We start from the raw sequence: 25,376 nt of genomic DNA, 5'->3' as shown, positions 1-25,376 counted from the left end.
ATTATTTAAAAAAGGAGAAAAGACCACGGTTTGGTTTCCACTCCTTTTTTCTCCTTATTGCTTCCTGATTGCCGGGAACCATCTTTAATATGGTGTCCAGTGAACCTATAGCGGCTTTTAATTCTCCGGTTGCTTTGCAGGCATCTGCATAATAGAGTGTCATTTCTACACGTGCATCATCCCACTTCCAGCCATTTCTGTTGTAACAATCAATACCATCCCACGCAAAGTCCATGCATTCTTTCCATTGCTCCTGATTATAACAGCATTCTGCCAGGCGAAGGTTGACATCGCTAATGATGCTTTCTTCTGCGGGATCTCCTGATTGACATGACTGAAGCAATATTTTCAGGTTCTCTTTAGCCTGGTTATAATTTCCCAGGTAGAGATAAGACATACCGCGCATAAAATGTACTTTCTGAACGGATTCTAGTTGAATGGCTTTCCCTTTGACAGATTGATAATTGTCTGCACAGGCGATACACTGCCGGTAATCTTTCATCTGATAATAATTCTGCATCAGCATAAACCACGAAGAATTGTCATCAGGATGCTTTTCCAATTGTTCCTGCCAGGCTTTATTCGCTTCTTCCAGACTGCCTTCTTTAAGCAGGTCAAGCCGGATGTTCTGAACAGTAATATACCTTTCATTCAGGGTAAAGAGATACGCTTCTGAGAGTTCTTTCCGGTTGTTCCTGATAAAGTCATTATATTCCTGATCAGTTGTTGTGAGTAACTCTCTGGTTTCTTCCAGACGCCCCAATTTGAAGAGAATCTCCAAAATTTCTCCTCTAAGTTCTATGTAATCACTGAAATCTAAATAACTACTACCATAAGTTACTGCACGGTTGAATACCTCTAAGGCCTCATCATACTTTTCGAGTCTTTTAAGGGCGGTTCCCCAACTGCTTAGCTGCTCCCAGAAAGGAGAAAAAGAATAGCCCAGCTGATGTACTTCTGCTGCCTTTTCATAAGCTCCTTGCGCAGTTAATGCGATGCCATAGTTATTACAGCACATGGCAAATACATGTACATCGGCATCATTTGCACCTTTCCTGTGATGGTGATTACAGAAATAGTCGTAAAAACCATCGTAAGATATTTTATAGAAGTTGGTTCTGATTTTTAGCAACTCCCTGCCAATCGATGGGTTGTAGGCTTGTGTTTCAAACTCATAGAAATTAACACCGGCATTGTAATAATCTGAGGAAGAATCTTCAGGCCATTTTTCCAGTTCCGGAAATACACCATTTACGTGATAGCTTGTCTCATAAAAGCGCTGTACACCATAGGAGCGCCCACCCATTTTTAAGCTCTTTTCCAGATACGGAAGCGCTTCAGCATAACTTTTAGCGTCATATAACGCAGCGCCTGCATAATGATATGGAATATACCAATCAGCAAATATTTTAATGTAATGTTGTGCAAAGTTGAGCATTTCAACTGTATCACAGCCCAGTTCATCAGCAAATACTCTCAATGCCACAAAAATAGCCTCCACCATTGACTTGTTCTCTACCCCTTTGCTGTTGAGTTCTTCCAGTTTTCGGTATAAATCCAGCAGTTCTTCTTCAGCTCCGGTAACGTTCGAAAGGAATGCCATAACAGCTACCTGGCCTCCAAACGCATAATCTTGCTGATCAAAGGCCAGATTAGCGATCATAGCAAAATTTAACGGATCTGGGTACATATAGTCCAAGCCTTCTTTATAGATCTCCAGTGCCTTCTTTCCATCATTTTGATGCTGCAGATATAAATTGCCTTTTTTGAGATATACCTGACCAAGTTCAACATCAAGTGCGTTCCTGTTCTCTTTATAAAACGCCTTAGTTAAGCTGATCAATTGATCTGCATCTTCCAGCGCAAGGGAAATGTGTCCTTCTTGTTGACAGGCGTCCTGACGGTAACTGATGGCTTTAATTTTAGTTGCCAGATGAGTAGAGTTCGCCATTATATCACAATAAGCGATAGCCTTTGGTAAATTGGTTTTGAGTAAAGCAATATAAATATAGGCTAAATAGAGCATTGCCTCTTCATTGGAAGGATCCAGTTCCAATACCCTTTCAAAACTATCACAAACCGATTCAAACCGGTTGTCTTCTTCCGGATCTTCATCCCATGCTTCAAAAAAGACCATTTGGTATTCGCTTTTGGCTTTTAGTAATAGAGCTTGTGTATTTTGTTCATTGACCAGGAGGAACAGATTGGCTGCTTCAAGGCAGGCTTCATAATTATCATTATTGTAAAGGCTGTGTAAATATTCGAGGTCTATCATATAGCGTTAGTGTGTTTGGGTATTTTTTTGAGGCTTAGAGCAAAATTTCTGCCAGTTATCACCAATTTCTTTTTGTTAACTTTACCATATGCAAATTTGCCCTGCTATTTCTTTAAATTCCTTGATCAAACATTTTCTGATTTTAGAAAGTGATGGCCCAGTGAATCATCAAATGTTTGCTGATGGTAATCCTGGTATTGTATTTCATTATGATCAGCCCATTTCAGAAGGATCGCAGCAAAACATCATGCCAGGAAGCTTTCTTTACGGACAACTTAAAGATTGTAAACATTTAATTTCCAGTGGAAAAACAGGAATGGTCGTTGCCGTTCTTCAACCCTATGGCATCTATGCATTGACAGGTATACCGGCCAATACTTTCAAAAACCATTTCACTGCATTAGAGGATGTTTTAGGCCATCAGGTAACGGAATTGGAAGAGCGAATTTTAAATGCCTTCTCCTCTGAAGAAAGAATCCAGATTCTAGAAACTTTCTTTATCAAAAAATATTCTTCTCTCTACTCTGTAGATCCAGAGGTACGACATGCACTTGAACTAATCTGTACACATAAGGGCCTTTTACCCATTGCATGGATTAACCAAAAACTCCAGATTACCGAGCGGCAACTGGAACGAAAGTTTAATATTCAGATTGGCACCAGCCCAAAATATTTCTCTGGCATAGTAAAAATACACCAAACACTTAAATTATTCCAACATACTCCTGTTAGCAGTACAGCTCAGGTGGCTTGTGAAGCTGGGTATTTTGATCAGGCGCATTTTATTCACGATTTCAAGAAAATAACCGGAGTTAGCCCACTGAAATACCTTAATCAGAGCCATAAACTGGCTGTCAACCTCTTTCCTGCCGGAGTTTAGTTCTTGTCGGAAATCTACAATCCTCGCATTTTAAGCCAGCGTAGCTTTGTCTTATAATTTAATCAAGATGAAGACTATAAAAATTGCTTCTGCTCAGTTCGAGCATAAAAATGGAGATAAAGCCTATAATTTGAGGGTAATTAAAGACCTCGCAGCAAAAGCTGCCGCTCAGGGTGCTGATGTGATTGCATTTCATGAATGTTCTATTACAGCCTATACATTTGCAAGAAATCTATCCCGCGAAGAGATGCTGGCAATAGCTGAACCGATCCCAGATGGTCCATCTGTACAAACGCTTACTACGTATGCAAAAGAATATAAAATAGCCATTCTGGCAGGGCTGTTTGAAAAGGATGAAAATGACCGTTTGTTTAAAGCCTATGTTTGTGTTGATGAAAACGGGCTGGTTTCGAAATACAGGAAACTGCATCCGTTCATAAATCCCTATCTGGAACCTGGAGATCAATATGTTGTTTTTGAACTCCTGGGCTGGAAATGTGGGATCCTGATTTGCTACGACAACAACATCATTGAAAATGTAAGGGCAACTACATTACTCGGTGCAGATATTATCTTTATGCCCCATGTAACGATGTGTACACCTTCCACCAGGCCTGGTGCTGGTTTTGTAGATCCTGCATTATGGGAAAACAGAATAAGCGATCCCACATCATTAAGATTAGAATTTGATGGGCTCAAGGGCCGGAGCTGGCTGATGAAATGGTTGCCGGCACGAGCTTACGACAATGGCATTTACGCCATCTTTTCTAACCCAATAGGTATGGACGATGATCAGCTAAAGAATGGCTGTTCCATGATTATAGATCCTTACGGCGACGTAGTTGCGGAATGTCGAGAACTGGGAAACAGCATCTGTATAGCCAGCATTACTGGAGATAAATTAAGCAAAGCCGGAGGCTACCGCTATAAGCAAGCCAGAAAACCAAATCTGTATAAAGACATCATTGGTCAGCAACATGAGGCGAAACAGAAAGTTGTCTGGTTATCCTAATTGATTTTAGGATCAGACTGAAACACATTAAAGGGTTTCGGCGAACAGGTAATTTTAAGCGTAACAACACCGTGTGCCGGAACCTCTATACTGATCGTTTTCATCGTAGATACTGGAGAATCTTTATGTTTCCACAGATCACGTAAAATATAGCCTTTTGAAGCATCAATACCGAGGCCATCCAGGTTTAAAACCTGACTTGCTATCTTTGTCGACCGGTTGAGTAAAGTTACCGCAATGGTTCCGCTCATGGTGGAGATTAGAGGTTTTGCCCAGATTTCGAGTTCACCATTCTTTTCCAGTCTGCGCGCCTGATAGCCTAGTCTATCTTGATTCAGGGCAATAATCTCTTTATTGGTTACCAGACTTAGTGTTTCTTTGGAGATGCTTCTCAGATCATTACCTAATAATAATGGTGAGTTCAGCATGCACCACATGGTAAAATGCGCCCGGTCTTCTTCATAACTCATCCCACGTCCGACCTGCAGCATGTCCATATCATTTACATGCCCTGGTGAACTGTATTTCCAGAGGTCTGCATTCTTATCAATAATATGAAGAATAGATTCAAACTGGTTGCTGATATCTCCCGATATCCGCCAGGAATCTGCAATTTCCATTGCCCATTTTCCTGGAAACTGCCATCTGCAAATATTAAACACGGCTTCGGGTTTTATACTTTTTATCCGGTTGGCCAGTTGTGTATAACGCAGTTGTTCATCTAAACCGAGCTTTTCACCTCCGCACCAGTCTATTTTGATGAAATCATATCCCCAGGTTTTGAGCATCAGGGTAAGATCTTCAACGTCATGGCCGTACAGACCCGCTCCTGCTCCAATCGTATCTTTATCCCAAATCGAAGCACAGGTGTTGATCCCTGCATCTGAATAAATACCTGCTTTGAAACCTTTGCTGTGAATATAATCTGCAAGTGCTTTCATTCCAGAAGGAAACCGCTGTGAATGAACCAGCAGTTCGCCTTTCGCATTCCTTCCACCAAAGAAACCGTCATCCATGTTTATATACTGATATCCTGCTTCTTTCAGACCTTTAGCAGCCATAGCATCTGCTTGTGCTTTTACAATATCTTCGTTAATAGCCACCCTGAAATTATTCCAGCTGGACCAGCCCATAATCGGTGTTTTAGGATGTTGGGTAGTTTCCTGCGCATAAAGTGCACCCGCAGATAGAAATAAGCTAAAGAGTAACGTTTTAAAGAGTTTGATCATGGCTGGGAAATTTATAATTTTTTTCCCGTTTTTTTTTCAAAAATGTAAGAAATCAATAATATTAGCATCAGTATCATACTCAACGTAAATCCGATCCAGGCAAGGACGGGAATTTCTATCCATTTAGGTGGTTTATCCGCTAAGACCAGTAAGGCCGAACTGATCCACAGCCCACACAAAACAATGGCGAGCACTGTTCTGTTGAATCCCTGTACAATTCTCTGTTTCAAGACAGGAAGCTCTCTGATTTCCTGTACTACTTTCAATTCCCCGTTATTGAGTTTTGACACGATGGAAACCAGGTCGTCAGGTACCGTTTTTAATGCCTCAGCTATTGTTCTCAAAAATTTAAGTCCGTGCTTTTTTAAATATTCCGGACTAAGTCTGGCCAGAGCAATCTTTAGAATATAGGGTTTCAGACTTTCTATGATATTCAAATCTGGGACCAGGGCACGTCCGATTCCTTCTATTAAAACAATACCACGCACCAGGAGGTACAAATGTTCAGGCATTAAGATCTCATTTTCATTCAGAATACTTGAAAACTTACTCAATACTTCCTTTATATCCATTTGATCAAGAGAGCTGCCTTCCAGGAGATTAAAAAAATCATGAATGTCTCTTTCTAGTTTTATCTCATCAGGGATATTAAAACGGATGGCCATTTTTTTAATCACCACAATTAGCTTTTTGGCATCCTGGGCTATAAAATAAGATATAAAATCTTCCAACAGCTCTTTGTCTTTAGGCATCATACTCCCCATAGTCCCGAAATCAATAAAGGCAATCTGACCAGTGGGCAAGACCAATAGATTTCCAGGATGCGGGTCTGCATGAAAGAAACCATGGTCCAGTACTTGCGTAAGGTAAAGATCCAGTCCCCGGGATGCAATTTCAGCAGGTTTTAATCCAGATTCTATTAAGGCTTGCTTATCCGTTATTTTTATACCATCCACATATTCCATACACAGAATATTATCATTGGAAAGCTCCGGATAGGTCTTGATCAAGTAGATGTCTTTATTGCCTTTAAAATTTCTGGAAAACTGCTCAATATTAGACAACTCGTTTAGAAATGAAAGTTCATGAAAGATGGATTTTTCAAAAGCTTCCAGCACTTCAACTAAATTCACTTTTCTGAATACTACACTGTAACTGACCAACAATTTAGCCACATCCTTCATGATCAGCATATCTGAAGCAACAACTTCGCGGATGCCGCTACGTTTGATTTTAAGAATGACGGCAGAACCGTCCTTCAATGTGGCTTTATAAACCTGAGAGATGGAGGCTGAGGCAAATGGCACTGATTCAATATGTTCGAAAAAGTGGTCAATGTCTATGCCTAAATCGCTCTGAATAAAAGTGTTTACATCAAGAGGTTCAGGCACTACATTATCTTGCAATTTTTGAAGTTCGGTAACCATTTCTTTGGGTAGCAGGTCCTCTCTACTACTGAAAGCCTGGCCAAATTTCACATAAGTAGGACCTAGTTCTTCTAGAGCCATCCTGATTCGCTCATAAACACTCAGCTGCAATGGTATATCTCCTGTAGCAGGCACGCCAGAAACATCATTATCCGAGGAAAGCAGGCTTTTGATATTACTTCTAACAAGTATTTCCTCAAAACCATATTTCATCAGTATACTAACCAGAGTTACAGTTCTTTTGAGTTTTCTTTTTTGCAATTCCATCATGGCACTCCATTCCGCAGAAACCAGGCCAAGTTTCTATATCCTTATCGGGCTTTCGTGTACTTTAGGTGATCAGATAACCAGTTCCGGGACTTCGTTTATGTCTATAAATTATCTTCTGCATAATTCTCTTCAAAAAAATCCGGATGGACAAACTATTCCGTTTTTTTTCTACATTTGTACCGAGAGCGTTAATTTATGATACGGGGCCAGGTCGCAAGACTTTGGCTCCGTTTTCATTTAAATCCCTTTTTAAAGTTGAAAAAGGGCATCCATTTACATGAATACCCTCCTCATATTTAGGTAATTAAAACGAAATTCGTTTAGAAATTCTTTGTGATTTGCGGATCTAATGGTGTAACTTTAGATCTAAAACGATGTACCAGCTCTCCTTTTTCATTGATCAGGAACTTCTCGAAATTCCAATTGATGTCGCCAGTAAAATCCGGATTACTTTGGGTCGTCAAATATTGAAATAGAGGATCAATATCAGCCCCCTTAACACTTACTTTCTCACTCAGTAAAAAAGTTACCCCAAAATTCTTTTTGCAAAAATCCTGGATTGCAGCGTTAGTAGCCAATTCCTGTCCTCCAAAATTGCCCGCTGGAAACCCGATGAGCACCACCTTATCTCCATATTCTTTATGTAATTTTTCAAGGGCTTCATATTGCGGTGTAAACCCGCATTTAGAAGCTGTATTTACAATCAAGATTTTTTTGCCCTTAAACTTAGAAAGTTTAACCTCTTTTCCATCGATGGTTTTAATGGTAAAATCATACACACTCTTAGGAGGTGTAAAAAACAGGCTGAGGAATATTAATAATGTATTCATTTCTATTTTATGTTTAGATGAACGAATTTACCAAAAAAAATCAGCCTCGAATATAATACCTGTGTAAAGAAATCGATAAATCGGTCTGACAAACTACTTATCTATATATATAGTATAACAATTTGTACTTTAAAGTATAGACGCACACCAAATTACGCATGATAAAAACGAAAAAAAATGAAGGTAAAACGACCTAAAACGATACCCAACTAAATTAAATTATCATAAAAATTCAGATTCTATTTTGATTTTAGATGTATTTATAGCTTTATTTGCAGAAAAACGTTCTGAATGGCGAAGAATTTACTAATAGTTGAGTCACCTGCAAAAGCTAAAACCATCGAAGGGTATTTGGGTAAGGATTTCCTTGTAAAATCAAGTTACGGACACATTCGTGATTTAATTAAAGGAGATATGGGCATTGATGTGTCCAATAACTTTAGTCAAACCTACGAGGTCCCTGCAGATAAGAAGCAAGTCGTAGCAGAACTTAAGAAACTAGCTAAAGATGCAGAAATGGTCTGGCTCGCATCCGATGAGGACCGCGAAGGAGAAGCCATTTCCTGGCACTTATACGAAACACTGGGCCTGAAGGAAAACAAAACCAAACGAATTGTTTTCCATGAGATCACTAAGCCTGCGATCCTAAAAGCTATTGACACCCCAAGAACAATTGACTACAATTTGGTTTTTGCTCAGCAAGCCAGACGTGTTTTGGACAGGCTGGTCGGTTTTGAACTTTCACCTGTTTTATGGAAAAAGATCAAACCTTCCCTATCTGCCGGACGAGTACAATCTGTCGCCGTACGTTTAATTGTAGATAGAGAAAGAGAGTACAATAAATTCCAGGCTTCAGCAGCATTTAAAATCACTGCGCAATTCACCACAGGTAACGCCAGAGAATTGGTTAAAGCTGAATTGCCACAGAGATTTGAACGCGAAGCAGATGCAGAACAGTTTTTAAAAGACTGTGTAGCGGCTTCATTTAGGGTTTCCAGCTTAGAAACCAAGCCTGCCAAAAGAAACCCTGCAGCACCGTTTACTACTTCTACACTACAACAGGAAGCCTCCAGAAAACTGGGCTATTCGGTTTCCAGAACCATGCAAGTTGCGCAAAGGTTGTATGAAAGTGGTAAAATCACCTATATGCGTACCGATTCAGTGAATCTTTCGGAAACAGCAATACAAGCAGCTGCAAGTGAGATCAAATCGGCTTACGGCGATAAATATCTTCATACCAGAACATATAAAACTAAATCAGCAGGTGCTCAAGAGGCTCACGAAGCCATCAGGCCTACTTATTTTAGTCAGCATACAGTTTCCGGAGACAGTTCTGAACAAAGATTATATGAACTGATCTGGAAGCGCGCAATTGCCTCACAGATGAGTGAAGCACTTTTTGAGAAAACAACTGCAACAATTGATATCAGCAGTCGTAAAGAGAACCTGGTTGCCGAAGGAGAAGTACTGAAGTTTGACGGATTCTTAAAAGTTTATCTGGAATCCAACGACGATGATGAAGAGGATACCGACAACAACAATATGCTGCCACCTTTAGCTAAAGGACAGTCACTGACATTAAAAGAAATGAACGCGACGGAGCGTTTCTCGCGTCCGCCTTCAAGATATACAGAGGCTAGCCTAGTTAAAAAACTAGAAGAACTGGGTATTGGAAGACCTTCTACTTACGCGCCAACCATTTCAACCATCCAGAACCGCGGTTACGTGGTTAAAGAAGATAGAGAAGGAAAGCAGCGTGCCTTTACTTCCATTGTGCTGGCTGGTGGGCAGGTAAGCAAGCAGTTAAAAACGGAAATGACTGGTGCAGAAAAGTCCAAGCTTTTCCCTACGGATATAGGTGAGGTGGTAAACGACTTTTTAGTGGAACACTTTAAAGACATCGTTAACTTTAATTTCACGGCCAAAGTAGAGAAAGAATTTGACGAGATCGCTCAAGGTTTACAGGAATGGACAAAAATGCTCCACTCTTTCTATACACCATTCCATCAGGAAGTAGAGACGACCCTTGAAACAGCTGACCGTGCTAATGGCGAGCGTCTGCTGGGTATAGACCCTGTTTCGGGGAAAAATGTATATGCTAAAGTTGGTAAATTTGGCCCATTGGTTCAGATCGGACAAAATGAGGATGAGGAAAAACCACGTTATGCGAGTCTGCCTAAATCACTTTCTGTGGCCACCATTAGTCTGGAAGATGCTTTGGAGCAGTTCAAATTACCTTTCCAATTAGAAGACTATCAGAATAAAGAAGTTTCTGTTGGTGTTGGCCGGTTTGGTCCTTATGTGAAATGGGGGGATACCTTCATCTCTATACCTAAAAACGAAGACCCTCTCTCTGTAGACAGAGATCGCGCCATCGAAATTATCAACGAAAAGATAACGGCAGATGCACCTGTTGCACACTATCAAAATCTCCCGGTAACTAAAGGAACTGGCCGGTTTGGACCATTTATTAAATGGAATGATCTATTCATCAATGTTCCTAAGGCTTATAATTTTGATAATTTGAGCGATTCGGATATTGCCGAACTGATCAGTAAAAAAGTAGAAAAAGAAGCCAATAGGTTTATCCAGCAATGGACAGCTGAAAAAATTGCTATTGAAAATGGCAGATGGGGACCCTTTATCCGTTTTGGAAAAGAAATGCTGAAGCTGAGTAAGAATCCGGCAACAGGCGAAAAATATACACCTGAGGATTTAGCTGATATTTCGCTGGAAGAAGTTAAAAAACTAATTGTAGAGCAGGTTCCGAACGCCTTTGAAGCAAAATCAAAGACAGCCGGAAAGAAAAAAGCAGCAGCTAAACCTGCAGCCAAAAAAGCTCCTGCTAAAAAGAAATAATATTACGCCTACCCTGTTATGAAAAAAGATCTTCCGGAAAATATTGTAGAAGATGTAGCCATGGCTGTTGTGCTCATGGGCGAAACGCCAGAAACGGAGAACTGGACCGTATATTTCATTAACCTGAAAAAGGAGCTGATCACTAACGTGCTGATCAGCTCTAAAGGTTACGGTGAAAAAGACGGCGTAATGGTCAGAACCTCCACACTTCGTCATTTCTTAGGTGATCTGGAACCGATGACTTACGCTGGTGTTGAAGCCATTGACACTGCTGTATTTGGTTTGACCAATGAATACTGGCTGAGTTATTATGTTGACGGTACTATCTATGATAAAAAATTCATTTTCCTTCCGGAAAGCATAGTAGATGATAATTTAATCAAAATTCCATTGATCAACAAACCGGGTGTAATGATCAAATAATTTTCTTTCCCCCTTTTTTTTTGGTAATTTTCCTCGCATCTATTAACGAACAGCGTATGAAATTTACCCAGTCTACCCTACTGAGCAAAAACAAGCAACGAATTCTGGTCGGCTCCATTGCTTTGGTCCTGATTGGAATTGCCTCTTTCTTCATTTTTAAAAAGAAAAAAAACAACGAGAGTAATCAGGCTTACTCAAAGTACATCGAAGCTTACACTTCTGGAACTGTATCCAAAAAAAGTTTTATCCGGATCCGCCTGGCCAGCCAGGTAAAAACGATGGGCACCATCGGAGCGGCAGATGACCGGGACCTTTTCGATTTCTCTCCTGGTGTTAAAGGAAAATCCTATTGGATTGACGCCCAAACTGTAGAATTCAGACCAGATGAACCCCTACAATCTGGAAAGGTTTATAGCGGTACATTTAACCTTTCTAAAGTAACGGAAACAGAGAAAGGCCTTGAAGAATTTGATTTTGACTTTAAGATCATTAATCCTGGAATGAACCTGGTCCAGAATGGCCTGGTTTCTCAGAACAATACATCTCTTGATTACATGAAATTAAGTGGGGATATTAATACTTCTGACGAGGAAGATCCAAAACTTATTGAACGGACGCTTGAACTTGATTTTGCACAAAAGCTCCGTATAAAATGGCAGCACAATCCTGCAAAATACAGTTCTCACTTCACTATAGACAGTATAAAGAAAACAGGTTCAGAGCAAAAATTGCTACTTAAATGGTCAGGAAAGCCAATTGATGCGGAAAACAAAGGTGAAGAAACACTGTTAGTACCCGCTTCAGGGGTATTTAAGGTCTTAAGTTTAAAAGCAGTTCAAGATCAGGAAGACTATGCGCTGATCCAGTTTTCGGAGCCTATCAATGTAGCTCAGGATCTCAGTGGTCTGGTTACCTTGGGTAGTCTGGCAGATTTACGATATACTATAGATGGCAGTCAGCTTAAAATCTATGCTACAGATCCATTGGACGGCAATTATGCATTGACTGCAAACCAGGGGATTGAAAATATTAAAGGTAACAAGCTTGCTGAAGCTAAAACAGGTAATGTTCTTTTTGAAAAAAAGGCGCCTGCGGTAACCATTTCAGGTAGTGGTACAATTATTCCCAATTCAGGTAAGCTGGTGCTTCCTTTTGAGGCAACTAACCTAAAAGCGGTCGATGTAACCATCATCAAAATTTACGAGAACAACATACCACAGTTCTTTCAGACCAACAACTATAAAGATGGCCAGGAATTAAGACGTGTAGGCCGCCCGGTGGTACAGAAAACCATCAGACTGGATGAAGACAAATCCTTAAACCTGCATAAAAAGAATCGTTTTACGCTAGATCTGGATAAAATGATCCGTACGGAGCCAGGTGCTATGTACAGGGTAACGATTGGATTTAGAAAGGCCTACAATGTATATTCATGCGCTGCAAGCGCAGATAAAGAAGAGACAGATTCAGAAAGCATGGACGAAGATGAAAATGCCAACGAATATTATGGAGAAAAGATCGACGAAGACGATGCCTTTTGGAGCAGATATAACAATTATTATCCACAACATTATCGCTGGGATGATCGTAACAATCCTTGTACTTCCTCTTATTACACTACTGATAAATGGGCAAGTCGTAACCTGATCGCCTCTAATATTGGCCTGGTCGCCAAGCGGGGAAACGACAACAGTATGTTTATTGTTGCAACAGATCTGCTCACTGCCAAGCCATTAAGTGGAGTTACATTGGAATTAATGGATTATGCCAAACAAGTTATTTATACAGCAAAAACAGATGGTGACGGGATAGCCTCCTTTGATCTGAAAAGAAAGCCATTTTTACTGATTGCCAAAAATGGCGATGAACGCGGTTACTTAAAATTAGATGATGGAAATTCCCTGCCTTTAAGTCGATTCGATGTAAGCGGTGATGTTGTACAAAATGGAATTAAAGGTCTCATCTATGGAGAGCGCGGTGTTTGGCGTCCTGGAGATTCTCTTTATCTTTCGTTTATCCTGGAAGATAAACTTAAAAAGCTACCCGGTGCTTACCCAGTTACCTTCGAGTTATATAATCCTCAGGGACAAATTATTAAAAAGATTGTAAATGGTAATGCTTTAAATGGATTCTATACTTTTAAAACCGCAACTGCCTCAACCGCTCCTACCGGAAACTGGCTTGTTAAAGTTAAAGCAGGAGGTTCTGTTTTCAGTAAAACAATTAAAATTGAAACCGTAATGCCAAACCGGCTCAAGATCAATTTTGATATTGGTGCAAGGAAATATCTGAGTGCCGACAATGGTTCTACAGCTACCCTTTCAGCCAACTGGCTCTTTGGCGCAGTAGGCAAAAACCTTAAAGCCAAAGTAGATGTAAACCTGAATACCATGAAAACCACTTTTCCAGGTTTTGAGGCCTACACCTTCGATAATCCTACTGTGAAGTTTGAATCGCAGTTAAAAACCATTTTTGAAGGGACTTTAAATGAAAACGGAACAGCCGTAGTAAATACCAATCTGGATCAGAATAAAACGGCTCCAGGTATGCTAAAAGCTAATTTCACTACAAAAGTATTTGAGGCTGGAGGTAATTTTAGTATTGACAACTTTAGTATCCCCTACCATGTATACAACAATTATTATGGTATAAAAACCCCTGAAGGAGAAAAGCTGAGCGGCATGTTAGTGACCGGTAAAGACCATAAAATAGATCTGGTGAACGTAAACCGGGATGGGAAATTACTGGCCGGTGGCAAAACGGTTGAAGTCGAACTCTACAAAGTACAATGGCGCTGGTGGTGGGAACAGGACGATCAGAATTCTTACGCCAACTTTACTCAAAATCAATACAATAAGCTCATCAAAAAACAGAGCGTGACCCTGAATAACGGAAGAGGAAGCTGGAACCTTAGAGTTGATGAGCCAGAATGGGGCCGTTATCTCATCTTGGTGAGAGATTTAAATGGTGGCCACATAACAGGTAAAGATGTTTATATCGACTGGCCAGGCTGGGCGCAACGTGAACAAGCCAACAACCCTACTGAGGCATCAATGCTCTCTTTTACCGCCAATAAAACAAAATTCAAAGTGGGTGAAGATATTGTCCTGACTATTCCTTCTGGTAAAGGCGGAAGAGCACTGATCTCTATTGAGAATGGTAGCAGGGTACTTAAAACCTACTGGACAGATACAAAGGCTGGACAAACGCAATTCAAATTCAAGGCAGAAAAAGACATGTCTCCAAATGTTTTTGCAAACGTTACTTTACTGCAGCCACATGCTCAAACAGTAAATGATCTCCCAATAAGGATGTATGGAGCAATCCCACTTCTGATTGAAGATCCAGCAACGATTTTAAAGCCGATCATCAAAATGGCCGATAAGATCAAACCGGAAACCGAGAACACAATCTCTGTAGCGGAACAGAATGGTAAGGCTATGACTTATACTATTGCCATCGTAGATGAAGGCTTACTTGATCTCACCCGCTTTAAAACACCTGATCCACATGCTGTATTCTATGCCAGAGAAGGGCTGGGTGTGAAAACCTGGGACCTATTTGATTATGTGCTCGGTGCCTGGGGTGGTAATTTGGAACGCATTCTGAGCATTGGTGGTGACGGCAGTATTAATAAAAATTTAAACCCGGCAAAAGCCAACAGGTTCAAACCAGTAGTCGAATTCATGGGACCTTTTGCTCTTTCAAAAGGAGAAACCAAAACTCATAAATTCAAGCTACCACAATATATAGGAGCAGTCCGTGCTATGGTAGTAGCTGGTCAGGATGGCGCATATGGTTTCCAGGAGAAATCTGTACAGGTTAAAAAGCCCTTAATGCTCCTGGCAACTTTACCAAGAGTAATTGGGCCAGGTGAAAGCTTCACCCTGCCGGCAACAGTATTTGCAACTGAAAATCATCTTAAAAATGTAACCTTGCAAATCCAGACTCAAAACCTGGGTGTAGAAGGAAACAAAACCATTCAGCTGTCTTACAAACAACCTGGAGAACAAATGGCTTACTTTGATATTAAGGCTCCTGAAATAGCAGGTATTGGTAAAGTCAAACTCATCGCACAGAGTGGAGCGGAGAAAGCCGTATATGATGTAGAAATTGATATCAGAAATCCAAACCCCTTTGTAACCAATGTAGTATCTGAAACCATCGAACCTGGTAAGACTTGGACACAAATCTATAATGGAATCGGAATGGCCGGTACGAATTCAGGATCCCTGGAGTTATCTTCAATCCCTCCGATCAATTTGAAAAAGCGTTTGGGCTATCTGATGCAGTATCCACATGGCTGTGTGGAACAAACAACATCGGCAGTATTCCCTCAATTGTTTTTAGATCAGTTGACGCAACTTAGTGCACAACAGAAAGCAACTACAGAGAAGAATATCAAAGCAGGTATCTTAAAACTGAAAGATTTCCAAACTGCTGAGGGTGGTTTGGCCTACTGGCCAGGTTCACCATCCGCAGATGAATGGGGAAGCAATTATGCCGGACATTTCCTGGTAGAAGCACAAAATAAAGGTTATTCCATTCCTGTTGGTTTACTGGACGAGTTGCTTCGCTATCAGAAAACCAAAGCAAGCAGCTGGTCACCAAATAGTACAAATTTCTATGGCGGTGATCTATCACAGGCCTATCGTTTGTATGTGCTCGCTTTAGCTAAGAAAACAGATATGGCAGCCATGAATCGTCTAAGGGGCTTCCAGTATTTATCAGTAAGCGCCAAATGGAGGCTTGCGGCGGCATACAAGTTAGCCGGGCAAGCAGATGCTGCTGCACAACTCATTAAGGGCTTAGACCTATCCGTTAAGCCTTACAATCAGTTGGGTGGAACCTATGGTTCAGACATCAGGGATGAAGCTATGATCTTAGAAACTCTAACCCTTCTTGGTCAGAAAGGAAAAGCTGCCCAGCTCCTCCAGCCTCTGGCATCCAAATTAGGCAGGGATGACTGGTACAGTACACAAACTACAGCCTATGGCTTATTGGCCATCGCCAAATTCTGTGGCCAGAATGCATCTGCCAATAAACTGAATTATCGTTTTGTTCTGGATGGCAAAAAAGGAAATGTAAACACAGACCAGTACATCAGCTCAACACCATTAAACTTTAAAGGCGACCAGGTACAGATCACCAATACCGGTAATAGGGTGCTCTTCGCCAGGCTAATCTTACAAGGACAACCGGCAGCAGGACAGAACAACTTCCTGCCTAATAACCCGGAGGCACTTGAGATGAGCGTGTCCTATAAATTACTGAATGGCAAACCAATAGATCCAACTACCTTAAAACAAGGTTTGGATTTTTATGCGGAAGTTGTCATTAAAAACCCAGGCAAAATGGGTTATTATGAGCAAATGGCACTGACACAGATTTTCCCGTCCGGATGGGAAATCATCAATACCAGGGTAAATGACAACGAAAGTATCCTATCCTCTTCTCCATTCACTTACCGTGACATAAGAGACGACAGAGTGTTTACTTATTTTAACCTTAGAGAGAACGAGACCGTGACTTACAAAGTTCTGCTGAATGCATCTTATTTAGGCAGATATTACTTGTCTGCGGTACAGGTAGAGGCCATGTACAACAACAGCATCAGTGCAACACAGGAAGGTAAATGGGTACAGGTAATTAAGTAAAATGTTTAAAAAATTCAAGTATGAACCAGGCTTTCTGATCTCCGATCTGATTTGCCTGGTTCTTTTTCTGTTTTTCTGGTTTATGTTGCCCTCCAGGCTATTTGTTACCCCTACTTCGTTTGTGATAGAGGCCTCAAACGGCCAGTTGCTCAGTGCTGCAATAGCACGGGATGGACAATGGCGTTTCCCAGTAGCAGACAGCGTACCTGATAAATTTAATAAATGTATTATTGCCTTTGAGGACAAACGGTTTTATAAACACGCTGGCATAGACATCCTCGCCTTGGGCAGAGCGATGAGACAAAACTTTAAGGCAAAAAGTGTTGTCAGCGGTGGCAGTACTTTATCCATGCAGGTAATCCGCCTTTACAGAAAAGAAGACCGAACCATTACTCAAAAATTAATAGAGATGCTTTTGGCACTACGGCTGGAGGTAGGCTACTCCAAATCCGAGATTCTAGGACTTTATGCAGCAAATGCCCCTTTCGGAAGCAATATTGTTGGTCTTGAAGCAGCGGCCTGGCGTTATTTTGGCCGTAGCGCAAGCTCACTTTCCTGGGGAGAGATGGCAACTCTGGCCGTGCTGCCCAACAGCCCGTCACTTGTTCACCCCGGCAAAAATGCCACTAAGCTGATCAAAAAACGAAATGATCTGCTAGATAAACTGGCTGCACTCGATTACATAGACCAGGCAACAGCCAATCTTTCCAAATTCGAACCAATACCCGGCAAACCTCAGCAATTGCCTCAAAACGCCCAGCATTTACTAAATCGTTTCAAACAAGAACGGGCTAGCCTTGGGATCAGCAGCACGAGAATCAGGTCTACCTTAGATGAAAACCTCCAGCTTAAGATCAATGCCCTGTTAAAAAGATACAACAACCGCTATCGCGCAAATGATATCAACAATATTGCCACTTTGGTACTGGATGTGAATACCGGATCAGTAAAAAGCTATGTGGGGAATATATATCAGCCAGACAATACTGAATTGGAGAGTCATGTAGACATGATAAAGGCGCCCAGAAGCCCCGGCAGTACCCTAAAGCCACTCCTTTACGCCAGTATGCTAAATGATGGTTTTATTATGCCCCATACCCTGATCCCAGACATTCCAACACAAATTGGCGGTTATTCGCCACAAAACTATGATTTGGGGTACGATGGCGCAATTCCGGCCGACAGAGCCCTAAGCCGCTCTTTGAATATTCCAGCAGTTAAAATGCTCCAGACCTACAAGTATCAGCGATTTTATGATAAACTAAAACAACTGGGTTTCTCTACCTTAAATAAACCCGCAGATTATTACGGACTTTCACTAATTTTGGGTGGAAGTGAAGTGACCATGTGGGATCTGGCGAAAACCTATATGGGCATGGCCAGAACCTTAAAACACTTTAATGAATTTAGTGGAAAATATAACCCACATGATTATGATGCACCCGTATATGTAAGCTCTAAAAGAGATACCAGGCGAGATGAAGAGGAAACACAAATCAACTCTGTCTTTGACCATGGTGCCATATGGTCTGCATTTAATGCTATGGAAGAACTGATGCGCCCCGGTGATGAGGGTTTATGGGAGCAATTTTCTTCCTCTCAAAGAGTAGCCTGGAAAACAGGTACCAGTTTCGGTTTCCGGGATGCCTGGGCTGTTGGTTTAACGCCTGGTTATGTAGTGTGCGTATGGGTCGGTAATGCCGACGGAGAAGGCCGTCCAGGTTTAACCGGCATTGACGCTGCAGCACCAATACTTTTCGATATATTCAGACAGTTACCGAATGAAAAATGGTTTAAAACACCAGCAAGCAAGTTGAAAAAAATCTGGGTATGTAAGCAAAGTGGTTATAAAGCGGGAGAATACTGCACAGATAAGGCGGAAGAAATGGTTCCGGCTGCAGGAGAAAAAACAGGCATTTGCCCTTATCATAAGTTAGTTCACTTAGATCCTACAGGTACATGGCAGGTTACAGACCAATGTGAATCTACGGCCCAAATGGTTCATAAACCCTGGTTTATACTTCCTCCTTCCATGGAATACTATTATAAGATCAAAAACAGTGATTATAAGCCTTTGCCCCCTTTCAAGAACGGCTGTGGAGATATGAGCAACAATTATGTGATGGACATGATCTATCCAAGAAACAATACATCGGTATATATCCCTATTGAATTTGATGGTACACGAGGTAAGGTCGTATTGAATGCCACTCACCGCGATCCAAATATCAAGATATATTGGCATATTGATGATGAATATATCGCCACAACAAAAAGCTTTCACCAGCTGGCTGTTAGCCCTGCAGCAGGGAAACACACGTTAACGCTTGTAGATGAGCACGGAGAAAGACTGTCTCTGGTCTTTACGGTTCTTGAGAAAGAAGTGTCCTCTCGGCAGCGCCAATAACAATAAGGTATTGCGCAAGCATATAGGTAGCCATAACACAAACACCAGCAAAACTAAAAGAGGAAACAAATTTATTATAAGCCAACAGGCCATCTGACAATATAAAAAGAATGGCACCGGCAAAAACAAGTATAAAGCTTTCTTTATTCACACGAAGGTTTCTAAAAACAGACATCATCAGCATCATGCTGATCACAAAAGTATAGATCATCACAGGTAGCTTTAAAGCACCCAGATGAGGGCGTAAAAAAAGGTAAAAAGCAATGCTGCTGATGCTGCAGGCTGCTATAGCAATCCTTGCATTCTTTTTATCCAATTCCTGTGCAGACCGGAAGTCGAGATAAAAGGCTCTGGTATAAAACAGATGTGCCAGTAAAAAACTGAGCAGGCCATACATAAAGTAATTTGGATTTGCATCAGTGAAAAGCAACAGGACATCTCCAGCCAAGGCAAAAAGAAGCCCTATGAACAACCTTTTATGAAAGCGTCCCCTTAATTTGGTTTGGAGACAAAAAAATATAGCAAGCGACAAAACAATACAAGGCTTTACGATAAGCCTCAGCGTATTTAGCTGCTGAAATTCCGCAATAAGTTCCAGAATAAAGATAAAAAGATATAAAATACTGAAAACACGGTACTTTTTGAACACGCCCATAGATAGGAATCAAATAAAAAGATAGCCAGCCATAATAATATTATAGCTGGCTAGATATATCTTAATTGCAGAATTCAAGCAACTGAAAAAAGCGAATTAGAAGCTTCTTTCTCTGTTATTGTTGCGTTTGAAGCCACCACCTGCGTTTCCACCAGTATTTGGTTTTTCTTGTGCTTCAGCAACTTTAATACGGTTACCGTTGTAATCACCACCATTCATTCTTTTAATGGCTTCTTTAGCTTCCTCGTCGTTTGGCATTTCAACAAAGCCAAAACCACGACTCTGACCAGTTTCGCGATCTTTGATAATCCTAAGTGATTTTACTTGACCGAAATCACCAAAAACGGCTGTTAATTCATCTTCCCCTACTTCTAAAGGAAGGCCTGTAATAAATATCTTCATTAATGTCTAAAAATTTCCACAAATGTAACTAAATAATACGTTTAATTTGCAATGTGAGTGTAAGTTATACTGTTTTTTCTTAATATATTTTTATAACAGTTAAGATACCAAAAAGGTTTTGGCTACATATGTTAAAGTATTGTAAAGTTTAAGTGTTAAGCAGCAAATAGACTTTTGTTCATTATTCTGTCATAATGAATAGCCAATGTATTCAAAATGAACAAAATGGATTTTCATCCTGTAGACTTGTTTTCTTAACTTAAAGAATAATTGAGATGAGCGCCTCTAATTAATTTAATGTCGCAGTTAACCAGACACTGACAGATTGATCATTAAAATAGATGTTATGGAAAATTCAAGCCACGATGCAAACGCCCTTAAAAATGCCATATCGCAAATTGGACTGGCTCAAGATCCTGCCATTCAACACTTACTTATCAGAAAAGCAGAGATTGAAGATCAGATCCATAAAAACAATGAAAAACTAAACAAGCTTATACAAGCTTCAGACCAATTACTCCATCCCGATAGAGTCAAAGAAAGATAGAACTCACATGTCCCTCACCTAATAAATTAAGTATGAAATCAAGAAGCATTTTTGCAGGGTTACTTACCCTTGGATTAATTACCGGAGCCGCATTCAACAGCCAGGCCCAGGAGAAAAAAGAATCATTAGGCCAAAAAATTGGAAATACAGCGGAAAAAGTAGGCAATAAAACCGCCGAGGTCGCCGTAAAGGGCACATCTAAAGTGGCAGATAAAGTTTGGAAAGGCAAAAAGGCCCCGGACGGAACAGATGTATACATCAACAGTAAAAACCGAAAATATTACATTAATAAAAAAGGAAAAAAAATCTATCTGAAAGACTCACAAATTAGAGACAGACACGAGAAGCACTAGATATTAGTTAGCCCCTTTGGAGAGGTTTTTGGGGGAAGGTTCAGGTCGAGAGCTTCCCCCGCCCCTCTTTTTAAACAAGTGGTCAAAATGTTTAACAAAAGAAATTTCCATATTCAATATATAGCTGTAAATCCCTCCATCAAGCACAAAACTACCTGCCTATCTGAGTTGCAGCTCACTTTGGTCAAAAGCTGTTCTGGTCGAAAACTGAGCACCGGTCTACCCCCAAAGAACATAAGTTTTTATGATCACTAACCAATCAATCAACATTCATATTTTATAGTCAATTGATTTTCATTTCATTCTGGCTCAATCCTGTTCTTTTACCTTTTTGTCTGCTTCGGCCAGGTACAACTAAAAGAACCTTCATCAAACCCTCACCTTTGTTGTCAATAAATCAACACGCCATAAGGCAATATTAAAAAAAGGACAACAAAAATTGAATTTATGAAAACGTTAATATTAATGTTAGTTGTTTTGGTTACAGTAGCCACAAAAGGTTTCAGTCAAACCAATTCCGAAAATCAAAGTTTCACTCAGAAAATCTTTAAAAAATTAGACTTCGGTATTACCGCAGGAGGGAATTACAGCAATTTTACCAATGCTAACTTTGCAACAGATCCACTTCCAGGCTTCCATGCAGGATTAACTGTGGCCTACAATATCACAGACAATTTCCTGATATCAGAAGAATTTCTTTACTCCTTACAAGGAGCCAAAGTAAAGTCAGGACCATTTACCGGACAAGATATAAAACTATCTTACGCCTCAGTGCCAATCCTTTTAAAATACCGTACAAATTCTCGGTTTTATGTAGAGGCAGGCCCTCAGGCAAGTTTTAAAGTAAGAGAAGATATTGGAGGAGTAACCGATGCTAAGTTTGCTAAAAAAATTGATTTTGCTATGGCCGGAGGTATCGGTTACCAATCTAAAATGGGCTTAGGATTTGGTGCCAGATATGTTTATGGCTTACAGAAAGTACAGGAAACACCATCCACAATTTTAGGAGACTTTACAAACAACAGCATTCAGGCCAGTATATTTTATAGATTTTAACATTCCCAAAAGGTATAAACAAAAGCCCCGCTATATCATCTATAGCGGGGCTTTTGTTTATACCCCTATTTTTGAGTTACCCGAATATCAATCCGTCTGTTCTGTGCCCTTCCCTCTGGCGTATCATTGCTTGCTACCGGATGCTCCGTCCCATAACCCTCTGCACTTAAACGTTCAGCAGGCACACCTAATTTGACTAAAGCCTGCATGGCTGTATTTGCTCTGTCGTCCGATATTTTTTTATTCACTGCCGCATCACCCGTATTATCGGTATAACCACCCAATTTAAGATCCACATGAGGATAGGCTTTCAAAATAGCCGCAATATTTTTCAACTGCGTCTGCGATTCTGATTTCAGGGTACTTTTTCCAGTTTCAAAATACAATCTGTCAAAAGAAAACCAGGTTGTTTTATCTACAGGCCTGTCCTTATCTTCCAAAAATGAAATCAACTGGCTTTCAACAGAATTCTCGCCAACACTGATCTCTGTACCATCTGGCAATTTCTTGCTGACTTTAGCCCCAAGGTTCCGTACAAAATCTCCTGCTTCATTTAATGTTCCTGTAATAGCTGCTTTGGCTGTATCTGCTCCCTCCTTAACGACATTAGCCGTCGAATCTAAAGTTGTACTCACTTTCGCCCCGTTACATACATATTTATGAATGATCCACCAGCTTATTGCAATAAGTGCCAGCAAAATAATCAACCACTTTAAAAAACCACCACCTGACTTTGGTTGATCAGGGATATGGGTATGTATAGGCAACACCTTCGGTATTTCTGCTTTTCGAACCTCCACTTTTGGTATCTCTACAGGAGTTGCATGCAGATTTGCCAGGCCCAGGGAATCTGTTAATCCTTTTGGCAAAGCGGCAACAATTGCATCCTTGCTCTCAAAGATTTTAGTCATCAAATCAGACACACTCCAACCTTTACTCACCATTAGTTTCGAAACAGCACCTGTAATAAAGGGCACAATCATAGCCAATAAGCCAGCAGATTTAACATTGCTTAAACCACTGGAAGATGAAACAGCTTCAGTTACTGATCCGGTATCACCACCAAACAAACCACTCAACAAAGATCTTCCTTTCTCTAATAAAGATTCATGATCACTAACTGCCAAATCGTCCACACCGCTACCAGCACCGCCAGCTAACATTTTCCCCAGAAAACTAGGATCACCTCCGCTTGTTGCATTTTTCAATACACCTGCTAGAACTGCAGGAACACCCGCAGAGAGACCATTTTTAACCTCTTCCTCGCTTACACCAGCTTTTTGGCTTAAAGATGAAACGACATCACCGTTCATTTCATTCTTAATCATTTCAATTAAATTCATGTTTATAGTTTTAGGTTAGAAAATTCAAACAAATACTATCCATCCTCCTTCTTAATCCCCATACAACATATTTAAAGCAAATTATGTTAAGCTATTCTTAAATTTAAGCTAAAACCGATAGATCGGCAAATTAAGTCATGCTATAAGTGTCGTTCATTATTGCTCATTTTTAACAAATCGAATAAAAACGGGCAGATACGGGTAAATGAACAAAATGACTTTACAAACCGTTAAGCGGCTTTTTGTATTTAAAATGATTTAAAAGACCCTCAAGATGAGGGTCTGGAATTGCAAATTCAAAGAAGTGATAATGACGAGTGCATGAGCAGAACGACTAAAATCAATTCTGGTAATTTAAGACGATATATCTCCTACTTAATTTTGATGACGACTTTTCCTTTTGCACGCCCACTTTCCAGATAGGATAATGCATCATTAGTTTTTTCAAAAGGCAAAACTTTGTCCACCACAGGTCTGATCGTTCCTTTCTCTATAAGCTTAGTAATTTTACTTAATTGATCGCCCTGCGCCCGCATGAATAAAAAGGAATAATCAACGTTCCTTTTCCTGGCCAATCTCCGAACACGGGTACTTATCAAGGACAGTATGAGCTTCACAAACTAAGGCGCCCCTATTTCACTGGCAAATTCGGGAGTCGGTGGACCGGAAATAGAAATAACCTTCCTCCCAGATTTTAATATGTGCAACGATTTCTCCAGTGTGTTTTTATCCTGGCTGTTCAGCACCACATCATAATTACCCAAGCGTTTTTCAAAATCCTCGATCTTATAATCCACAATCACATCAGCACCTAATCCTTCAAGCAAACTAAAACTCTTAGCACTTGCCGTAGTAGCAACACTGACTCCTAATATTTAGCAAGCTGTATAGCGATAGTTCTCACCTCCCGAACCAGCTTGAGTAAACACTTTTTGCCCATTTACAACCTTTGGCCTTTCCACCAAGGCCTGCAAAGCTGTGAGGGCCACCAGAGGAGTAGAAGCCGCTTCTTACATCTAAAGGTTTCCGGGCGATGCGTATACCTCCACCAGAACATCTTCATCAAGCCTGTTTAAAAAACTGCTTTGTATCACCAACAGGAACATCAAACTGATCTTTTCCGAGCGCAACAAAGAACTCATCAGCAACCTCTGCAGGCGGAATACCATTTGCACCCCCTATTTCAGCTGAAAACTCCGTATTTACAAGTGGCGGGTATACTTCATAAATCTGAATATTTTTCTGTTCTTCATAGGTGTATCTTAAGGCAACAGTGTAACTGTGCAACGCGGCTTTGGTTGCACCATAAGTTGGAAGTAATTTATGGCTTCCAAAAACTGCAATTGAGGAAATATTCACAACAGCTGCCTCTGTTTGTTGCACCAGATGCGGCAGCAGGAGCTCTGTAAAATGGATGACGCTAATATAGTTCGTATTCATCTCCACAGCAGCCTTTTCATGGGCATTTAAAGTTTCATTCAGAAGATAACTAAAGGCGGCGCCCGCATTATTAACAATGATATTCACCCCAGGATATTTCTCCTTCAGTTCTGCCGCTATGCGGATTCTATCCGTTTCCAAAGACAAATCGCCCTGTATAGCAGCTGCATTATCCAATTGTTTTAATGCATTTTGCAAACGCTCTTCATTACGTCCATTGATAATTACTTTATTACCAGCGGCGCTTAATTTTTTAGCGATAGCTAATCCTATTCCGGCACTTCCACCGCTAATGAATACTGTGTTTCCTG

At 40.6% G+C, this 25,376-nt stretch carries 17 protein-coding genes and 1 pseudogene; 9 read left to right on the top strand and 9 right to left on the bottom strand.

Features of this window, described 5'->3' with window-relative positions; translation table 11 throughout:
- Position 1: 1 nt before the first annotated feature.
- Positions 2-2,275: a lipopolysaccharide assembly protein LapB gene (locus DBR11_RS28850; protein WP_108555975.1), complete on the bottom strand. Its 2,274-nt coding sequence runs from the start codon at positions 2,273-2,275 to the stop codon at positions 2-4.
- Between the two features lie 88 nt (positions 2,276-2,363).
- On the opposite strand from DBR11_RS28850, the gene DBR11_RS28845 reads away from it, so the two are divergent.
- Positions 2,364-3,155, top strand: coding sequence for a DUF6597 domain-containing transcriptional factor (locus DBR11_RS28845; protein ID WP_108555974.1), 792 nt, complete (start codon positions 2,364-2,366; stop codon positions 3,153-3,155).
- Between the two features lie 67 nt (positions 3,156-3,222).
- Positions 3,223-4,167: a nitrilase family protein gene (locus tag DBR11_RS28840; RefSeq protein ID WP_108555973.1), complete on the top strand. Its 945-nt coding sequence runs from the start codon at positions 3,223-3,225 to the stop codon at positions 4,165-4,167.
- Here DBR11_RS28840 and DBR11_RS28835 read toward each other — a convergent pair.
- The 3 genes from DBR11_RS28835 to DBR11_RS28820 all read right to left on the bottom strand — a co-directional run bounded on the left by DBR11_RS28835 (position 4,164) and on the right by DBR11_RS28820 (position 7,923).
- Positions 4,164-5,396, bottom strand: a complete 1,233-nt coding sequence (locus tag DBR11_RS28835) for a glycoside hydrolase family 27 protein (protein WP_108555972.1) — start codon at positions 5,394-5,396, stop codon at positions 4,164-4,166. The two genes, DBR11_RS28840 and DBR11_RS28835, sit on opposite strands and share 4 nt — an antisense overlap.
- 11 nt (positions 5,397-5,407) lie before the next feature.
- Positions 5,408-7,093, bottom strand: a complete 1,686-nt coding sequence (locus DBR11_RS28830; RefSeq protein WP_108555971.1) for an AarF/ABC1/UbiB kinase family protein — start codon at positions 7,091-7,093, stop codon at positions 5,408-5,410.
- 320 nt (positions 7,094-7,413) lie between these two features.
- On the bottom strand, positions 7,414-7,923 hold the full coding sequence (locus DBR11_RS28820) for a glutathione peroxidase (protein WP_108555969.1): 510 nt from the start codon (positions 7,921-7,923) through the stop codon (positions 7,414-7,416).
- Between the two features lie 291 nt (positions 7,924-8,214).
- On the opposite strand from DBR11_RS28820, the gene topA reads away from it, so the two are divergent.
- The 4 genes from topA to pbpC are packed head-to-tail and all read left to right on the top strand — an operon-like array spanning position 8,215 to position 19,269.
- Entirely contained in the window at positions 8,215-10,782 is a 2,568-nt protein-coding gene (topA, locus tag DBR11_RS28815; RefSeq protein ID WP_108555968.1) for a type I DNA topoisomerase, read from the top strand.
- Positions 10,783-10,800: 18 nt separating this feature from the next.
- Positions 10,801-11,205, top strand: a complete 405-nt coding sequence (locus tag DBR11_RS28810; protein ID WP_108555967.1) for a hypothetical protein — start codon at positions 10,801-10,803, stop codon at positions 11,203-11,205.
- 56 nt (positions 11,206-11,261) lie between these two features.
- The gene (locus DBR11_RS28805) at positions 11,262-16,862 is read left to right on the top strand and encodes an alpha-2-macroglobulin (protein WP_108555966.1); all 5,601 of its coding nucleotides are present in this window, start codon (positions 11,262-11,264) and stop codon (positions 16,860-16,862) included.
- Between the two features lies 1 nt (position 16,863).
- Complete coding sequence (gene pbpC, locus DBR11_RS28800) at positions 16,864-19,269, top strand: penicillin-binding protein 1C (RefSeq protein ID WP_108555965.1); 2,406 nt, start codon at positions 16,864-16,866, stop codon at positions 19,267-19,269.
- On the opposite strand, the gene DBR11_RS28795 is transcribed toward pbpC, so the two are convergent.
- Positions 19,226-19,924: a lysoplasmalogenase gene (locus tag DBR11_RS28795; protein WP_108555964.1), complete on the bottom strand. Its 699-nt coding sequence runs from the start codon at positions 19,922-19,924 to the stop codon at positions 19,226-19,228. The genes pbpC and DBR11_RS28795 overlap by 44 nt on opposite strands.
- A 96-nt stretch (positions 19,925-20,020) precedes the next feature.
- Positions 20,021-20,326: an RNA-binding protein gene (locus DBR11_RS28790; protein WP_108555963.1), complete on the bottom strand. Its 306-nt coding sequence runs from the start codon at positions 20,324-20,326 to the stop codon at positions 20,021-20,023.
- 346 nt (positions 20,327-20,672) lie between these two features.
- Between DBR11_RS28790 and DBR11_RS28785 the strand changes: the two genes are divergently transcribed.
- From DBR11_RS28785 to DBR11_RS28775, 3 genes are all read left to right on the top strand, one after another.
- Positions 20,673-20,873, top strand: coding sequence for a hypothetical protein (locus DBR11_RS28785; RefSeq protein ID WP_108555962.1), 201 nt, complete (start codon positions 20,673-20,675; stop codon positions 20,871-20,873).
- 32 nt (positions 20,874-20,905) lie between these two features.
- Entirely contained in the window at positions 20,906-21,226 is a 321-nt protein-coding gene (locus DBR11_RS28780) for a hypothetical protein (protein WP_108555961.1), read from the top strand.
- 447 nt (positions 21,227-21,673) lie between these two features.
- Positions 21,674-22,282, top strand: a complete 609-nt coding sequence (locus tag DBR11_RS28775; protein ID WP_108555960.1) for a porin family protein — start codon at positions 21,674-21,676, stop codon at positions 22,280-22,282.
- Between the two features lie 65 nt (positions 22,283-22,347).
- On the opposite strand, the gene DBR11_RS28770 is transcribed toward DBR11_RS28775, so the two are convergent.
- The 3 genes and pseudogenes from DBR11_RS28770 to DBR11_RS28760 form a co-directional block, all read right to left on the bottom strand.
- Positions 22,348-23,625: an OmpA family protein gene (locus DBR11_RS28770; RefSeq protein WP_108555959.1), complete on the bottom strand. Its 1,278-nt coding sequence runs from the start codon at positions 23,623-23,625 to the stop codon at positions 22,348-22,350.
- 371 nt (positions 23,626-23,996) lie between these two features.
- Positions 23,997-24,428 (bottom strand): annotated as a pseudogene (locus DBR11_RS30470) (zinc-binding dehydrogenase).
- A 259-nt stretch (positions 24,429-24,687) separates the two neighbouring features.
- Positions 24,688-25,376 (bottom strand): SDR family oxidoreductase (locus DBR11_RS28760; RefSeq protein ID WP_108555958.1); only part of this gene is annotated, 689 nt, incomplete at its 5' end.

It is taken from the genome of Pedobacter sp. HMWF019 (assembly GCF_003061025.1).
Taxonomy (GTDB): Bacteria; Bacteroidota; Bacteroidia; order Sphingobacteriales; family Sphingobacteriaceae; genus Pedobacter.
The sequence above is the reverse complement of the archived record's forward strand: the minus strand, read 5'-3'. Positions and strand labels throughout refer to the sequence as shown.

Excerpts from the sequence above, each read along its gene's own strand:
- DBR11_RS28850 (WP_108555975.1), bottom strand. The coding sequence starts at position 2,275 with ATGATAGACCTCGAATATTTACACAGCCTTTACAATAATGATAATTAT.
- DBR11_RS28845 (WP_108555974.1), top strand. The coding sequence starts at position 2,364 with ATGCAAATTTGCCCTGCTATTTCTTTAAATTCCTTGATCAAACATTTT.
- DBR11_RS28840 (WP_108555973.1), top strand. The coding sequence starts at position 3,223 with ATGAAGACTATAAAAATTGCTTCTGCTCAGTTCGAGCATAAAAATGGA.
- DBR11_RS28835 (WP_108555972.1), bottom strand. The coding sequence starts at position 5,396 with ATGATCAAACTCTTTAAAACGTTACTCTTTAGCTTATTTCTATCTGCG.
- DBR11_RS28830 (WP_108555971.1), bottom strand. The coding sequence starts at position 7,093 with ATGATGGAATTGCAAAAAAGAAAACTCAAAAGAACTGTAACTCTGGTT.
- DBR11_RS28820 (WP_108555969.1), bottom strand. The coding sequence starts at position 7,923 with ATGAATACATTATTAATATTCCTCAGCCTGTTTTTTACACCTCCTAAG.
- topA (WP_108555968.1), top strand. The coding sequence starts at position 8,215 with ATGGCGAAGAATTTACTAATAGTTGAGTCACCTGCAAAAGCTAAAACC.
- DBR11_RS28810 (WP_108555967.1), top strand. The coding sequence starts at position 10,801 with ATGAAAAAAGATCTTCCGGAAAATATTGTAGAAGATGTAGCCATGGCT.
- DBR11_RS28805 (WP_108555966.1), top strand. The coding sequence starts at position 11,262 with ATGAAATTTACCCAGTCTACCCTACTGAGCAAAAACAAGCAACGAATT.
- pbpC (WP_108555965.1), top strand. The coding sequence starts at position 16,864 with ATGTTTAAAAAATTCAAGTATGAACCAGGCTTTCTGATCTCCGATCTG.
- DBR11_RS28795 (WP_108555964.1), bottom strand. The coding sequence starts at position 19,924 with ATGGGCGTGTTCAAAAAGTACCGTGTTTTCAGTATTTTATATCTTTTT.
- DBR11_RS28790 (WP_108555963.1), bottom strand. The coding sequence starts at position 20,326 with ATGAAGATATTTATTACAGGCCTTCCTTTAGAAGTAGGGGAAGATGAA.
- DBR11_RS28785 (WP_108555962.1), top strand. The coding sequence starts at position 20,673 with ATGGAAAATTCAAGCCACGATGCAAACGCCCTTAAAAATGCCATATCG.
- DBR11_RS28780 (WP_108555961.1), top strand. The coding sequence starts at position 20,906 with ATGAAATCAAGAAGCATTTTTGCAGGGTTACTTACCCTTGGATTAATT.
- DBR11_RS28775 (WP_108555960.1), top strand. The coding sequence starts at position 21,674 with ATGAAAACGTTAATATTAATGTTAGTTGTTTTGGTTACAGTAGCCACA.
- DBR11_RS28770 (WP_108555959.1), bottom strand. The coding sequence starts at position 23,625 with ATGAATTTAATTGAAATGATTAAGAATGAAATGAACGGTGATGTCGTT.